At 47.4% G+C, this 14,173-nt stretch carries 13 protein-coding genes; 7 read left to right on the top strand and 6 right to left on the bottom strand.

Annotation, left to right across the window (positions count from 1 at the left end; translation table 11 throughout):
* Positions 1–16 precede the first annotated feature (16 nt).
* The gene (locus JOY44_RS16185; protein WP_171574672.1) at positions 17–2,356 is read right to left on the bottom strand and encodes a cation:proton antiporter; all 2,340 of its coding nucleotides are present in this window, start codon (positions 2,354–2,356) and stop codon (positions 17–19) included.
* 633 nt (positions 2,357–2,989) lie between these two features.
* Between JOY44_RS16185 and guaD the strand changes: the two genes are divergently transcribed.
* The 3 genes from guaD (at position 2,990) to JOY44_RS16170 (ending at position 6,473) form a co-directional block, all read left to right on the top strand.
* On the top strand, positions 2,990–4,330 hold the full coding sequence (gene guaD, locus JOY44_RS16180) for a guanine deaminase (RefSeq protein ID WP_171574671.1): 1,341 nt from the start codon (positions 2,990–2,992) through the stop codon (positions 4,328–4,330).
* A gap of 106 nt (positions 4,331–4,436) precedes the next feature.
* The gene (locus tag JOY44_RS16175) at positions 4,437–4,976 is read left to right on the top strand and encodes an SH3 domain-containing protein (RefSeq protein ID WP_171574670.1); all 540 of its coding nucleotides are present in this window, start codon (positions 4,437–4,439) and stop codon (positions 4,974–4,976) included.
* A 27-nt stretch (positions 4,977–5,003) separates the two neighbouring features.
* On the top strand, positions 5,004–6,473 hold the full coding sequence (locus JOY44_RS16170) for a hypothetical protein (protein ID WP_171574669.1): 1,470 nt from the start codon (positions 5,004–5,006) through the stop codon (positions 6,471–6,473).
* Positions 6,474–6,705: 232 nt separating this feature from the next.
* On the opposite strand, the gene JOY44_RS16165 is transcribed toward JOY44_RS16170, so the two are convergent.
* Positions 6,706–7,737: a DMT family transporter gene (locus JOY44_RS16165; protein ID WP_171574668.1), complete on the bottom strand. Its 1,032-nt coding sequence runs from the start codon at positions 7,735–7,737 to the stop codon at positions 6,706–6,708.
* A gap of 396 nt (positions 7,738–8,133) precedes the next feature.
* Here JOY44_RS16165 and JOY44_RS16160 point away from each other — a divergent pair, with 396 nt between their 5' ends.
* Positions 8,134–8,544 (top strand): hypothetical protein, encoded by a 411-nt coding sequence (locus JOY44_RS16160; RefSeq protein WP_171574667.1) that lies wholly within the window; start codon positions 8,134–8,136, stop codon positions 8,542–8,544.
* Between the two features lie 18 nt (positions 8,545–8,562).
* Here the strand turns inward: JOY44_RS16160 and JOY44_RS16155 are convergent, their stop codons facing one another.
* Together JOY44_RS16155 and JOY44_RS16150 are read right to left on the bottom strand one after the other, a co-directional pair.
* Positions 8,563–8,877, bottom strand: coding sequence for an HNH endonuclease (locus JOY44_RS16155; RefSeq protein ID WP_171574666.1), 315 nt, complete (start codon positions 8,875–8,877; stop codon positions 8,563–8,565).
* 215 nt (positions 8,878–9,092) lie between these two features.
* Positions 9,093–10,013: a hypothetical protein gene (locus JOY44_RS16150; RefSeq protein ID WP_171574665.1), complete on the bottom strand. Its 921-nt coding sequence runs from the start codon at positions 10,011–10,013 to the stop codon at positions 9,093–9,095.
* Between the two features lie 212 nt (positions 10,014–10,225).
* Between JOY44_RS16150 and JOY44_RS16145 the strand changes: the two genes are divergently transcribed.
* Together JOY44_RS16145 and JOY44_RS16140 are read left to right on the top strand one after the other, a co-directional pair.
* A complete protein-coding gene (locus tag JOY44_RS16145) occupies positions 10,226–10,663 on the top strand; it encodes a hypothetical protein (protein ID WP_171574664.1) in 438 nt (145 codons plus the stop codon).
* Between the two features lie 70 nt (positions 10,664–10,733).
* Positions 10,734–11,936, top strand: coding sequence for a GUN4 domain-containing protein (locus JOY44_RS16140; protein ID WP_171574663.1), 1,203 nt, complete (start codon positions 10,734–10,736; stop codon positions 11,934–11,936).
* A 127-nt stretch (positions 11,937–12,063) separates the two neighbouring features.
* Here the strand turns inward: JOY44_RS16140 and JOY44_RS16135 are convergent, their stop codons facing one another.
* The gene (locus JOY44_RS16135) at positions 12,064–12,756 is read right to left on the bottom strand and encodes a hypothetical protein (RefSeq protein ID WP_171574662.1); all 693 of its coding nucleotides are present in this window, start codon (positions 12,754–12,756) and stop codon (positions 12,064–12,066) included.
* A gap of 187 nt (positions 12,757–12,943) precedes the next feature.
* On the opposite strand from JOY44_RS16135, the gene JOY44_RS16130 reads away from it, so the two are divergent.
* Positions 12,944–13,384, top strand: a complete 441-nt coding sequence (locus JOY44_RS16130; RefSeq protein WP_171574661.1) for a DUF1622 domain-containing protein — start codon at positions 12,944–12,946, stop codon at positions 13,382–13,384.
* A 219-nt stretch (positions 13,385–13,603) separates the two neighbouring features.
* Here JOY44_RS16130 and JOY44_RS16125 read toward each other — a convergent pair whose 3' ends face one another.
* Positions 13,604–14,014 carry a hypothetical protein gene (locus JOY44_RS16125; protein WP_171574660.1) on the bottom strand — a complete coding sequence of 137 codons (411 nt, stop codon included), beginning with the start codon at positions 14,012–14,014 and terminating at the stop codon, positions 13,604–13,606.
* Between the last annotated feature and the right edge of the window lie 159 nt (positions 14,015–14,173).

Below are 14,173 nucleotides of genomic sequence, written 5' to 3'. Positions count from 1 at the left end.
GCGCTGTGCTATTTTCCTAAACGCCCGTGCCTAGTTCATCTTGGACTGCGACGATCACTTCACTGACACTGATCATGGGCAATGGAACAGGAACCACCTGATCCGTTTGAGGGGGAGTGATCCAGCGGCTTGCTTGATTGAGGGCATACAAACTGCCGCAAAGAAGTAAGCGATCGCCAGCCTGCAAATCGCTTTTACCATCGGGAAAGCCAATGAACCGACCTTCACGGCGAATTGCCTGCACCAACACGCTAAACTGACGGCGAATATGAACTTCTGCGAGAGTTTTTCCCACTACAGGGCTTGTTTCAGGCAGCAGCAGCCATTGACAGGACGCATTTTCCGTTGGCACCATGGCTTTCCCGTTTGCCAATTCATCGAAGGCAGCTAGTTCCTCGGGTTCGCCCACGACCAGCAGGCGATCGCCGGGTTGCAGCAACGTCTTCGCATCGGGATAATCAACTTCTTCGCCGCTCTCTCGCTGAATCGCCATCAGGCTGATTCCCGTTAAGCGCCGCAGGTTCGTTTCCTCAAGGGTCATGCCAATCAAGGGGGACTCGGTTGGTAAAGGATACCACTGGTTGCCCATATCTTGAGTGGCTTCCTTTAACTCCCGTGACACTTGATAGGAAGGGCGCTCAGTTCGCAGCTCTTGATAATGCGCTGTGCGGATCAGTTGCATTTCTCGCTGAATGACGGGCAGCGGCAAACCAAGCTCGGTCAGCAAATGGGCAGACAGTTCTAAACTGGTTTCAAATTCAGGTTGCACCACTTCCTTTGCTCCAAGTTGATAGAGCAATTCAATATCTTTAGTCTGATTGGCGCGCACCACCACATCTAGATCGGGCGTGAGTTCTAAGGCGCGTTTGAGGCAAAGGCGGGTACTCATGGGATCAGGGAGGGCGATCGCCATGCCTGTTGCTGTGGTTACTCCAGCTTTTTCCAGCACATGCAAACTGGCAGCATTGCCATAGATGTAGGGAATCTGCAACTCGCGTAACTCTTGCACACACCGTTCCGACTGATCAATTACCACCACTGGATAGCTGTGATCACGTAGCAGACGCACAATATTGCGCCCAATTCGCCCGTAACCGCAGATCACAACATGCGCCTGCATGGGAATATTTTCAGACACTTCCAGGGGCAAGTCACTACCTTCTAACCATGACTTCAGCCAAGGAACGGCCTCTGCCCAGATGAACAATTGAGGCACTAAACGCAGTACAAACGGAGTCAGCACCAGCGTCACGGCGGTCGTCCCTAAAATCAGCAGGTACACCTCCCGTGTAATCAGCCCCAGTGTTTGCCCTTCACTTGCTAGCACAAAGGAAAATTCCCCAATTTGCGCCAGCCCCAATCCAGCAATCAGCGCTGTTTTGAGCGAATAGCCAAATAGCCGCACAATTGGCGTGATGATCAAAAACTTGCCAATAAAAACCAGCGCCACCAATCCTAAAATCAGTTCCAGGTTATTCCACAAAAAGACGGGATCAATCAACATGCCGATCGCGGCGAAGAAGAGAGACGCAAAAATATCTCGCAACGGCTCCACATAGGTCAGAGTTTGGTCTGAGTATTCCACTTCAGAAATCATCAGCCCCGCCACAAACGCGCCCATCTCAATCGACAGACCAAGATATTCCGTCAGCAGGGCAATGCCCAAGCAAAGCACCACGATACACAGCAAAAACAGTTCCTTGCTCTCGGTGCGAGCTATCACTCGGAGCAGACGGGGAATCACCCAAATGCCCACCGCGATCGCACCTAAACCAAATAATCCGGTCTGCAAGAGCGCCCAGCCAATCGCCACCCCCAGTTCTTCTGGCGGCTTATCCAGGGCAGGCAGTATTGCCAGCATCAAGCCCAACGCCAGATCTTGTACTACCAAAATCCCCAACATCACCTGTCCATGGGGCGTGCCTGTCTCATTCCGTTCCATCAGGCATTTCAGCACCACGGCCGTAGAAGAGAGCGACAAAATTGCCCCCAAAAACACCCCTTGGGGAGGAGAGGTGACCCAGCCCATCGTTAAAGATATAACTGCTGTGACTGCGATCGTTAAAACGATTTGTAGTCCGCCGCCGCCCAAACTGATGCCTTTAACCTTGTTCAGTTCAGAAAAGGAAAATTCGACACCCAAGGCAAACAGTAAAAAGGCAACCCCAAATTGGGCTAGCGTTTCCACTTGCACTAGCTCTTTAATCAGCCCCAGCCCAGCCGGACCGATCGCAATTCCGGCGATCAGATAACCTAGCAAAATTGGCTGTCGCAGCAACGCTGCCAAAAGTCCACCTGCCGCTGCTGCCGCTAACACAGTGACTAAATCGATAATTAATCTAGGGTCTTCTTGCACGGATTCTGAGAGTAATGGAAATAAATGTTAACGTTTCTAAACCCCAGCATACCGAGTTTTCTACACAGAGGGGAACAGCGGCTAGAGATTTATGAGAAAGGGCTATACAAAAAGCAGCTTGGGTTCTGAAGCCTGCTCTCTCATTGATATTAGGGCTAAGTTTCGTGTGGGACTGTTTATGAGGCAGTACTTTATGATTAATGGCTGTGAAATTAGAACTTAAAATGCAAAGGTCATTCGTCACCGCTGAATTTGAGCGTTAAGCTGTTGGGATTTTGGTGGAGAGTTAAGCGATCAGTTACATCTGACACAGAATACTCTTAATCGTTATGAATCAATTTTCGAGCTAAATTATTACCTACTTCAGACAGTTAAGTTGGCATAAAGATATTTTCCTTTTATTTCCGAAGACACCGCTAAACAAATGATATAAATGTTATTTTTCTTGTAGATACATGAGTATTTAGATAGATGGTTTATGCTCTTTAACAGCAATTTAATAGGAGTCATTTGACCACTTTTCGATATTAAGATTTCGGTAATTTTTAGACCTGCGATTAGGTGCCTGAAGAAACGTTACAAGCAATGGTTTTCTCAAGCTATAGCAATATTTTTGAAATCTTATCTAATACTATGTCTTCATTTGTTTCGCAATCGGTTCGAGCGATTCGTGCCGCCTTTTTAGACTTTGTAGACGATCCATTTTATGTGCCTGAGTCTAATAGTGTGCGGTATATCCCTGATGGGTTATTGGTAATTGAGAATGGTGCGATCGCCGATTTTGGTTCTTATGATGACCTGCAAAAGAAGTACTCTACAGTTCCAGTTACAGCTTACCCAGACAAGCTCATCATGCCGGGGTTTATTGATACTCATGTGCATTATTCTCAATATGAAATGATTGCTGCTTACGGAGAGCAATTACTGGAGTGGTTAAACAAATATGCATTTCCCACTGAAGAAAAGTTTCGTGATAAGACTTATGCCCAAAAAATAGCAGCACTATTTTTTGATGAGTTAGTGAAGCAAGGAACAACTACCGCACTTGTGTTTGCTACTGTTCATCCTGAATCGGTTGATGCTTTTTTTGAAGAAGCCAGTCGCCGCAATATGCGGATGATTTCTGGCAAAGTTCTCATGGATCGAAATGCGCCAGATTATCTCCGCGACACTCCAGAAACCGCTTATGCAGATAGCAAGCAACTGATTCAGAAATGGCATAAACAAGGTCGCTTGCTCTATGCCGTGACACCCCGATTTGCACCGACTTGTAGCGATGCCCAACTTCAGGTAGCCGGAAAACTATTACAAGAATTTCCGGATGTTTATTTGCACACCCACATATCCGAAAACGTTAAGGAAGTTGCTTGGGTTGCAGAATTATTTCCGGAGAGCAAGGGCTATTTGGATGTGTACGATCGCGCCGGATTAGTTGGACAACGATCCGTATTTGCCCACGGAATTCATCTGACCGATGCTGAATTTCAACGGTTGTCCGAAACAAAATCTACTATTGCATTTTGCCCGACCTCAAATCTCTTTTTAGGTAGCGGCTTATTCAAAATTGCCCAAGCAAAGTCTATAGACTATCCAGTTAAGGTTGGTTTAGGCACCGATGTTGGGGGCGGAACGACCTTTTCAATGTTGCACACGGCAAATGAGGCATATAAAGTGGCGCAACTTCAAGGCGAATCGCTTTCTTGTTTCAAAATTCTGTTTCTCGCAACGCTGGGAGGTGCAAAAGCTCTTTTGCTGGATGACAAGATCGGCAACTTTGAGGTGGGCAAAGAAGCTGACTTTATTGTTTTAGATCCAAAAGCCACACCACTGATGGCAAATCGGACTCAAGGTTTTTCGGCGCGAACGCTGGAAAATCTGGCGCAGAAGTTGTTTGGCGTGATGATGCTGGGCGACGATCGCGCAATTTATGCGGTATATATTGCCGGAGAACTGGCACATTGCTTAGCCCCCTAACACTCCCCATCTAATGTTTCTTTCCATCCGTTCTTTTCCATGTGTTCCATATATTCTGCCGTTCAAAATTGTCCCGCTAAAATTCCACCTACTTAGGAGTCTGTATATGAACCAGTTAATTTTGAGAGTGCTAATTTCTGCGATCGCTAGCTTGACCTTCTTCCTATCTCCTGCTGCTGCCAGCAACCAGGATATTAAACCTGCCATGCTGATTACACCTACGCCAGACACCCAAATTTTGATTTATCCGAAACCCGAAAGTACTCAAACACAAACGGGTTATGGACAGGCGGGTGATCGGGTTACTTTGCTGGAGCAAGTCGGCAGCAATGATAGCAAAACTTGGAATCACATCCGTTTCAATGACTTATCTAAGTCTCCCTCAGAAGGCTGGATTCGCTCCGACTATCTTTCATTGCAGATTTCAGACCAGAGTTTTCAGGCCAAGACTCCAGCTAAGGCTCAAGATAAGGCTCAAAACTATCCCAGTCAAGGCCAGGATCAAGGATATGCCAGCCATCAAAAAAGCTATCCGGGAAACAGCACTCAACAGCAAGGCTATCAGCAAAAATCTCTGCCTGATCGTGCTTCTAACTTGAAGCAGACTTTATTAGGCATCAAGCAAAAAATTGCAGACGCATTCTAGCAACACTCCTAAATCTCCTCGATTTACATGAACGATAACTGGTCAGATCAATGGTTCAAGTTGGCTCGAATCAGTGCTGTAGTGTTTGGTTTAGTGATCATTTTAATGGGAGCGATCGCCGCTCCAGCCTTTTCACTAAATGCTCCAGATAACAGCAATATCCACTCTATCCAAGTGACCACGCTTGCCGACAGTGGAGTTGGTTCTCTGCGCTGGGCGATCGCTCAGTCCAATGTAACGCCAACCGATCATTTAATTGATCTGACTGGAACACACGGCACCATTGCTCTCAAAAGCAGCCTGCCACCCCTTGCGGGGAATATCCGCCTGACCGGTGATGGTGATGATCTGATCAGTGGCGAAAACGCTCACCAAATTTTGTCAGTTGAGCGGGGCAAAGTTGAAATTGAACATCTAACCATTGCCAATGGACTGGCTCAAGGTCAGGATGGCTTCAACGGTGCCGGAGGAGCAGCCGGGATGGGCGGTGGGCTGTTCATTCAAGATGGGAGCGTCACCCTTCGCGATGTATCCTTCATTCGTAATCGGGCCATTGGTGGGACGGGCGCGATTCATACCCGCGATCGCGAGATTAACAGTGACCAAAACAAATTCAAAGTAAATCGGGGGGCTGTCATTGGCGTTAATGGCATCCAGCTCAGTAATGCACCTCACCTAGTTCCCGATGCCGTTAAGATTGCGACCCACAACAATCGCTTTAATGTCAATCGTGGTGCGATCGCTAACGTCAATGGGATTGGTATTGGCGGGATCGGCAGCATTGCTTTTGGCGGCGGGGGCGGGTTTGGTGGATTTGGCAATGCGGGTAACGGCGGTAATGGCGGCAATGGCGGTGCTAGCACCGGCAATGGCGGCAATGGCGGCGACGGCGGCAATGGGGGAACTGGTATTTTCGGTGACTTTGGACTGTGGGACGGAGAAGGGGGTGTTGGCACAGTCGCTTTTGGCGGCGGGGGTGGTTTTGGTGGCTTTGGGAATGCAGGCAATGGCGGCAATGGCAGCCATGGGATAGAAATTGCTGGTGGCGGCAATGGCGGCAATGGCGGCAATGGTGGTTTTGGCGGTGGGGGTGGTAGTGGCGGTTTGGGGGGGAAGGGCGGCAGTGGCGCGATCGCTAAGCAAATGGGTAAGGCTGGTAATGGTGGCTTTGGTGGTGGTGCTGGCGGATTAGAATTTGGCGGCAGTGGCGGTGGCTTTGGCGGTGCCATCTTCATTCGCTCTGGCACACTTATTTTGGATAACACCCGGTTTGAACACAATACAGCGATCGCGGGTCAGGGATCGAGTCCTGGCTTAGGCAAGGGGGGTGCAATTTTCAGCATTACCAAATCACTTAAAAAAGTTGCTAAGGTTGCCAAGATTCCTCAAGTGACTGCGCTGAAACAACCTATTTTTGAGAATAACTATGCTTCTGATGCCGGAAGTATCGCCACCGATAATGTTAATGTCTACGGTCAAATCCGGCTCGATCAATAATTCTCTGATTCAATCATCTGTGTGTTTTCTCACCAAATTCACACAGCGCCCAGTGCTAATTATGTGATTGAATACAAAGTTCTTAAGGGCTGGGTACATTGATTAGCAGCATCAGCAAACAGAGATGTCGTCACCCAGATTGAATGCTCAACAGAGTGATCGCAACGGCAACAAAAACTAGACGAACCATTAATTAAATCTATCGATTGCAATACCATTAACTTTTCATAGACTACTCAATAGATTCACCTGCATCAGTTAAGACTTCTGCTGTAATCACCTCCGACAACGGTTTTGCATTCAGAGATGACATCCATTCAGCAATTTCTTTCCGTTGGTTTACTAGAAACACACTCACCAACGTTAGCACTACACCAATCCATTGCAGATTCGTCAATTGCTCGCCCAGTGTCAAGTAGCTAAACAACAATGCGAAAACAGGAGTTAAAAATATGAGCGCACTCACGCTGGTTACGTTTCCATTGGCTGCCAGGTAGAAGAAAATACCATAGGTCACTGCTGTACCAAATACACTGGAATAGCCCAATCCAGCCCAATCTCCAGGATGAAGATGATTAACTTGTCCTGATTCATACAGCCAGGATAAAACTAATAATGGAACGCCCCCAATGATCATGTGCCAACCAGTGCCAACAATCGGATCAGCATACTGTTTGACGTAGCGCACAATGATAGTTCCAAAGGACATTGCCAGAGCCGCAACAATCATTAAAAACTCACCGCTTTGCAGCACATGATTCCAGTCAAAGCTAGCAATTTCTATCTGGCTACCACCCTTCAGCAAGCCGTAGATAAATTGCTCAGGCAAGCCACATAGAGCTACACCAGTCAACCCAACAAATAGTCCTATCCACCCCCACAGACCAATTAAGTCACCCAAGATCAACCGAGACAGTAGTGCCACAACCAACGGTTGAGTGTCAATCAACACCGAACCTAGTCCTGCCCCAGTATGAACTAATCCTTCGGTTAAAAAACCTTGAAATAAGGCTCCATCAACAACACCAAAAATGATAATCCATCCCCAGGCTTTCCATCCTTTAGGTTGAGGTAATTTGGCGATCGCGGTTCCAATCAAAATTAATAAGCCTGCGGGAACCAGCCGAATCCCTGCCAGAAACAGTGGAGATGTATTCGGCAGGATAAACTTCATTACTACCATTGCTGTGCCCAAAAAGAAAAATGGCGCAAGCAGAAATAATGGTGATTTCGATAAGTCTTTATTGCCTTGCGTTAGTTGCATAAGTGTTCAATGCTCAATAAAAAATGGGGCATTATTCTTACGATTATTCCTACGCGATGCTATCAGTATCAAGCCGAGTAAAATGCCATTTCTGATACAGGCAGATAGAGCTTTACGGTTAACAGTTTTGTAGATGAACCAAGGTAACTTTCTATAGCAATCTAGATGCATTAAAGAGATCGAGTAGTAAACTCAAAAAACTTTAAAGTCTGTTTGTGGCCGGATTTCTCATCATTTTTCGGTTTAGATCCTTAAAGTTTATCGGGTCTAAGCTTCGAGGGTTTGGCATCTACTTCCTCCAAAGTGTTTGTGTCATCATCTAAGCCTTTGGATAGGGTTCAGTTTGGGCGATCGCTCTTAGGCTAAAGGTTGAGCAAGAAGCGAGGAAACCGCGCAATGTCAGACGCACAAAAGTCGAAACACGTACCCGAAAATATTGACGACGAATGGCAACACGACCTGCACCCGAACCCAATGGCAGGGCAAAATCATGGAATCGAAACTTCGGCTGCTGAACTGGAAGCACCTACCGCCTTTGACTTGAAAGAGGTGCATCAGCATTTATCCGATCTCAGCAGTGAAGAGCTGAAGCGTATCAGAGTGCTACCCGCTGGAACTCGGTTAAAGCAAGGGGCGACGTACATCGATCTAAATGATCCAAAGCGAGAGCAATTCAGCGCCATGGGAAACCAAGAAGCGGGGTCCAATAACTGGTATGTGCCCAAAACTGAAGTTGACTACGAACTTTGGAATCTGCTGACGGGTGTGCAAGATCCAAATCGTCTAGATCAATCTACCCCAGTTTAGACTGACACCGATTTTGGCTCAACTCCGAATCTTACATACGAGGACAACCGCAGCAAAGTGGGCGGCTCGCTCCTCGTTCCAGCAGGGAGATGCTTGCCACCACTCCCAGAGCAATCGGCTTCCTTTGCTGCGGTTGCAGCGTTGGCAAACAGCCGCTAGGTTAGACTTCACATCTAAGCCACCCTTCGACCGAGCCACAATATGATCCAAGGTCAAAAACCGAGGAACGCATCCGCAAAAAGCACATGCTCCACCAAATCTCTGCTTAACGGCTGTTTTAAGCTTATGTTTTTGCGGTTTGACCAGTTCTTTCAGGGGTACCTGAGTGCTCATAGGGTGGCTTATCAGTGGATTGCCCAATTTTATCCTGGCTTTGACTGCCTGTTTCTTTGAGTCCTAGATCACGTCCGTCAGGCGAGGATTAGACCGAGTTTAGATGCTCTTAACTCAGGTAGAACTGACATTTAGACGTCGTTTAATTCAATTTCTTAAGCTCAAGTGGGAATTGCTAAATGTCTGCTTGATTTCTGCATTTGTTGTTTAACTATTCAGTTAACTTTGGTAATCCGGTTCCAGGCTTGAATGATTTGTTGAAGTTTAAGAGGAGTTTGATCCTGAACGATATCGACATACTGAATGCCGTTTCCTCTTGGAGTCATGAGGGCGATCGCAAAGTAATCGGCTCCTGCTGTGGGCGAGTAGTTGAAGTCCAAAAAGTCTTCAAATTCATTCTGCTGCAAGAAACGAACAAACTCCTGCACTTGCGGAGGGGAAAGTCGGCGAATCAGCGTTGGCGTTGGCGGTTGTTGCCGTAGATCAATTCGCACCACTTGCCCATCTTTTTGTAGCAACGTTTTGTAGGCTTGTCCGGCGATTCCGCCCGTAGTTGAGGATTGAAAAATAATCTCTCCTGGTTTTGCTGCAACCATTGTTGAATCAGCTTGCCAAAAGGTCGGCACGACGCTTCCTTTAGCGCTTGTTGTTGGATTGCGTTTAATGAGAGTTGCGGTTTTATTGAGGTGATAAACCCAATATTCCTGCGGTCCAGCGACAATCACCTGCCATCCAGGAATCCCTATCATTGGACACATTGCTTTTGGACTGGCAACACCTAGGCAGCCATCCCAAAAGCGCGATCGCTCTGCTGTAATTTTGAGCTGGTTAACCGGGATTCTGAGTTCTTTGGATGCGATCGCCAGCACTTTTTGCCTGATGGCTTTGGGAAGTGAGCTAGAATCATTAACCTTAAATTGGCGGGTTTGAGCTTGCAAAACAGGCGTTTCAACCTGAGTTTGCAGGCAAGTTGATCCAGATTTTTGCCCGTTTAAAGTCGGGATTAGTGAACGTGCTTCAGCTTGGGTTGCTGTTGCATTCAGCATGGGCATAGCGGCAAGACTGCTGAGGAGGCAAGCCGCTGCTACAGTTGGTTTAAGCCATGAAGAAGTCTTTTGTGACACACAGAATTTCATTTCAGGAACTCCGACAAGAAAATAGGGAATATCGTTTTAAGCTGCTACTACGGTAGCCAGAACGCTAGCTAACCAATTCGTTGTTACAGAAATTAGAACAAGTCTTTCAGTCAGCGATCGCAAAACGGTTTCAAATTTTGGAACGCTTCCTAGGGAAAGAGTGCCGCGAGGCTAACATCATCGATGCAATGTTATTGGTAGGGAGATGAGCAATGTTGATGCGTAGTTTAGGTTTTGCGATCGCTTCTGTGATGTGGGCGATCAGCGGTTCTGCTCAAATGTTAACTCTGCCTGCCCGTACCACCGGGTTAACCCCCATAAAAGGAAAAATTACAGCGGTTCAATCTGTGCGGATTCCGGTTGGAAGTGCGACTACAGGATCGGAAACGCAAGTGATGCTCAAATTTACGCTGCAAGGGTGTCTTGATAAGTTAATGCCTGTGATGTTCTATCCAAAAGTTCAAGGAAACCGAGTCACTTTTTATGTGACCGCACTGAACGCTCACACGGAAAAATCACAGGTTGCAAGGTGTCTGACAATGCCCCAAGCTTCTGCTCAGACCACTGTTCCCGGAGTGTTTCAGCGTAACCAAGTTCAGATTGTGTTTCTGGATCAAGCTCCCTCAACTGCACCCGTTGTTCAGCAATAGCGCGATCTCCCGTTGAATTTAGTTCTGTTCACTGAAATCTTAAGACCGTTGTTAGAGTCACCTTAGCTATATGAAACGTGTTATTGCCCTTGGTTTTTTGGCATGTCTGATTGCGGGTAGCGTTACTCCACCGTTTTTCGGGTCGAAGCAATCGCGAGCAGACGAAGCGTTGACTGCAAGCCCAACAGTAAGTTCTGCTGTACCGCGCAGCGATGTATTTTACCTGAGCGATCGCTTTGGCTTTCGCATCGTATCTCCCCGTGACTACACCATCACACCATCAGAAACTAAACCATCTACGCAGCCAGCCATTCCCATCGAAGTTTTGGAACTATGGCAACAAGCTGATTTTCTGAACCGAGATTCTTTGCCACAACAGCCTCCTATTATCAGCATTACCGTTTATAACAACAATCAACGGTTGCCGCTCACTCATTGGAAGGGCGAACTTAGCCGCCAGGACGATCGCCCACTCACTGTAGCTGGACAAAACGCGATCGCTTACACTTCGACGGGATTGTACAACTCTGACAATGTGCTATTCGGCAGCCCGGATGGTCGTTATATCGTTCGCTTAACAGCAGGATATTTAGATGCCAAAGCTCCAATACGCCAGACTTTTCAGGAACTGGTTTCTAATTTCAGCTTTGATGTGAAACCTGCTCCCAAATCTGCTACAAAATGGCAGATTAACTACAGTCGCCTTCAAAGTCTTTTAGCAGCCAAAAACTGGCAGGCCGCAGATCTTGAGACGCGGGCAATTCTCCAGCGGCTAGCTGGATCTCAAGGAGATTTGCTTTTCAGCAGCAAGTCTGTGCTTTCTCGCATCTCATTGACAGATCTGCGGACTCTGGATACCCTTTGGTCAAAAGCTAGCAGTGGACGGTTTGGTTTTAGTGCTCAACATCGAATTTGGCAGCAGGTTGCAAAAGGCTCTAAGAACTCAAAAGCACAGACGGAACGGTTTGCTCAAATTGTGGGATGGCGCAGAACCCAGCCCTTGCCGGAAGACAATCCGGTTGGCATGGAGTTAAGTGGCACCGGGTGGCGATTGGATACAGAACTCAATTACACGACCGCCGCACCCACTGGGCATTTTCCCTGGGCGGGTGTTTCATCGGGTCAATTGACTGACTTGTTGAACGGGCGATCGCTAGGCTGTGGGAGTTGCACCACAGATGCAATCTATCTAGTCAGCGATCGATATGATGAGTACCTGCCTGCTCTATTTGCCCGGTTCAAACAAATTGGAAAACAAACCAACAAAGGTTAGTTCGCCTGCTCAAAAATTGAATAGGCGAACTAAAACCAAGGACGGCTATTACTCTGCAACAATTAAAAGGAATTTTTAGGGCGATTTTTTAATCGCTTGCTAGAAACTGCCTTTATCGTCACGAGTTCTATTGGCAGTTTGAGATGTATTGAGAGCCGGATGTAAACCCAGCAGGGGTGATGAAAACCCAACCCCTTCGAGCTTCGAAAGACCGTCCCACGTACCAAACGTCCATCCACACTCGATTATCCGCCACTTTGGTGATGGCGCTGCCGTTAGTGCCTGTAGTTTGCACCTGCGCTCCCTCCGCTGGACCATCAGACAAACCGTTGGGGGCAACCTGAGCAGGACTGCTGAGGCTGGGGGCATTGCGGGCAATCAATCCATCTGCTGGACCCCGTGGACTATCTCCAGGTAGGCGCAAGCGGCGGCAATAGGGAGAGCCAGTCAATTGATTGAATGGCACGGGCGGTTTAGCAGAAGGAGTGGTGCCAGGGCATTGAGTCTGGAGTGTGCCAGAGCTCACCCAGCCTACAACAGGCTGTTTAATTTGAGCGGGGTTACGTCCGGGTTTAAATACACCCGTTAATTTGACAGGCGTGTTGGGGGCAAGGGGTTGACCAACGGGCACTGTTAAATTTGAGGTGGTATAGACGGGTAAGGGCGCGCTGCCACTGCCGCGACACACATCATAATCGGCCGGAAATTCCACGAGAGGAAGGGATTGGGCAATTGCCGATGGGCTCAGCCCTCCTGAGGTTGAGATCGCGAGAGTGCATAGGGCGATCGTATGAGCCGCCTTAAACTGTTGAACTAGCATGTTATAAAAATCCTCACACCAAAAAATCGTGTCTAAACTCAATTTCGCGGATTATAGAGCAAAGTGCAAGAGGACTCTGTAGTTTGTAATGATGCAGCGTTTGGGAATATTGCCGGGGCACAAACGAATGGGTGCTACTGTTACCGTGAACTGATTGAGTGAAAGTGAAAGTGAAAGCAGTTTACTGATGATATTTGACGTAAATAGTCTAGCAACCTCATCGGGTGAGATAGCAAAAACCCAATCGTCTGAGCTAACTCGGCTCGTAGAATCTCTTTTGCAGGAGTGTACCCTGCTTTTGCAGATCATCCTGGAGTTTATTGCAATTTCAATCATTGCAATCTCCCTCGTCATTGCACTACAACAGCTATGGCAAAAAGCAAGACGAAGACGGCTGCAAGATGCCCAACAAGCAATTCGGCTAGAGTTGGGCTTGTCTTTGGCGCTCGCTTTGGAGTTTCTCTTAGCAGCAGATATTGCTGCCACTGCGGTTTCGCCAAGCTGGGATGCGATCGCCCGGCTAGCAGCCATTACCGGAATTCGCACCTTTCTCAACTTTTTCCTGCAAAAAGAAGTGCGCGAACTAGAAGCGATGAATCAGCAAATTCGAGAGAACTCTGAGTTGTAGAGCGCTGACCTTATTCGTACTGCACATAGGGGCGGTAGAGCCTATATCCGTCCAGGGTTTCCGTCCAGTTGTTAGAGATGTTCCCACTTCACTACATCAATCAGATGCAAAAACGGTCTAGTAGGTGATGACTAGACCGCTTAGAAAACCCTTTTATAGAGTGTCGGAGGAACAGGTGCTTCTCGGACAAGATGAACAGCATTGCTAACTTGGAAAAAATTAAGACTGGGGATTTTGGTTCCAGATACGTTCTAATCCTTCAATGGATTGAGCCAGTTCCGCCACCCGTTTATCGTGGAGTAGAATTGCGAACACCAACGCGATCGGTAGCCCAAGGTAGATAATTCCGAGCAAGATATTTGACATTTGCCCTAATTGCTCATTGAAAGCTAATTCTGACGGCGTTGAATCCGCTTTTGCAGCGATTTTCTGCTCCACACCGCTCGATGATGTATTCAATGCCTCATCAACCGTACACATCAACCCTTGCGTGTCTTTGACACAGGTCAAATGTTGCACTTGCGAGTTCTGTTTTGAAGTGTCGATGGGTTGCGCTGCGACAGCAGGGGTGAGCAGCCCACCCGATAGCAATAGTCCAAACAAAACAGGTGTGATGCGTTGAATGTTCATTTCTTTGGCTCTTCGACTAAAAAATCTGTATTGGATAATACCAATTTACACGAAATAATTAGATTTTTCTAGTGTGATCAAAAAAATAATCACTTTCCTCAAGTCCTTCGGAATGGACTTAATTGGGCAGTTTGCAGATTCGATACCTAATTTTTTTGG

This window comes from Leptolyngbya sp. Cla-17 (genome assembly GCF_016807185.1).
Classification (GTDB): domain Bacteria; phylum Cyanobacteriota; class Cyanobacteriia; order Leptolyngbyales; family Leptolyngbyaceae; genus ULC077BIN1.
This window is presented reverse-complemented; position numbering and strand designations above follow the sequence as displayed.

Excerpts from the sequence above, each read along its gene's own strand:
- guaD (WP_171574671.1), top strand. The coding sequence starts at position 2,990 with ATGTCTTCATTTGTTTCGCAATCGGTTCGAGCGATTCGTGCCGCCTTT.
- JOY44_RS16175 (WP_171574670.1), top strand. The coding sequence starts at position 4,437 with ATGAACCAGTTAATTTTGAGAGTGCTAATTTCTGCGATCGCTAGCTTG.
- JOY44_RS16170 (WP_171574669.1), top strand. The coding sequence starts at position 5,004 with ATGAACGATAACTGGTCAGATCAATGGTTCAAGTTGGCTCGAATCAGT.
- JOY44_RS16165 (WP_171574668.1), bottom strand. The coding sequence starts at position 7,737 with ATGCAACTAACGCAAGGCAATAAAGACTTATCGAAATCACCATTATTT.
- JOY44_RS16160 (WP_171574667.1), top strand. The coding sequence starts at position 8,134 with ATGTCAGACGCACAAAAGTCGAAACACGTACCCGAAAATATTGACGAC.
- JOY44_RS16155 (WP_171574666.1), bottom strand. The coding sequence starts at position 8,877 with ATGAGCACTCAGGTACCCCTGAAAGAACTGGTCAAACCGCAAAAACAT.
- JOY44_RS16150 (WP_171574665.1), bottom strand. The coding sequence starts at position 10,013 with ATGAAATTCTGTGTGTCACAAAAGACTTCTTCATGGCTTAAACCAACT.
- JOY44_RS16145 (WP_171574664.1), top strand. The coding sequence starts at position 10,226 with ATGTTGATGCGTAGTTTAGGTTTTGCGATCGCTTCTGTGATGTGGGCG.
- JOY44_RS16140 (WP_171574663.1), top strand. The coding sequence starts at position 10,734 with ATGAAACGTGTTATTGCCCTTGGTTTTTTGGCATGTCTGATTGCGGGT.
- JOY44_RS16135 (WP_171574662.1), bottom strand. The coding sequence starts at position 12,756 with ATGCTAGTTCAACAGTTTAAGGCGGCTCATACGATCGCCCTATGCACT.
- JOY44_RS16130 (WP_171574661.1), top strand. The coding sequence starts at position 12,944 with ATGATATTTGACGTAAATAGTCTAGCAACCTCATCGGGTGAGATAGCA.
- JOY44_RS16125 (WP_171574660.1), bottom strand. The coding sequence starts at position 14,014 with ATGAACATTCAACGCATCACACCTGTTTTGTTTGGACTATTGCTATCG.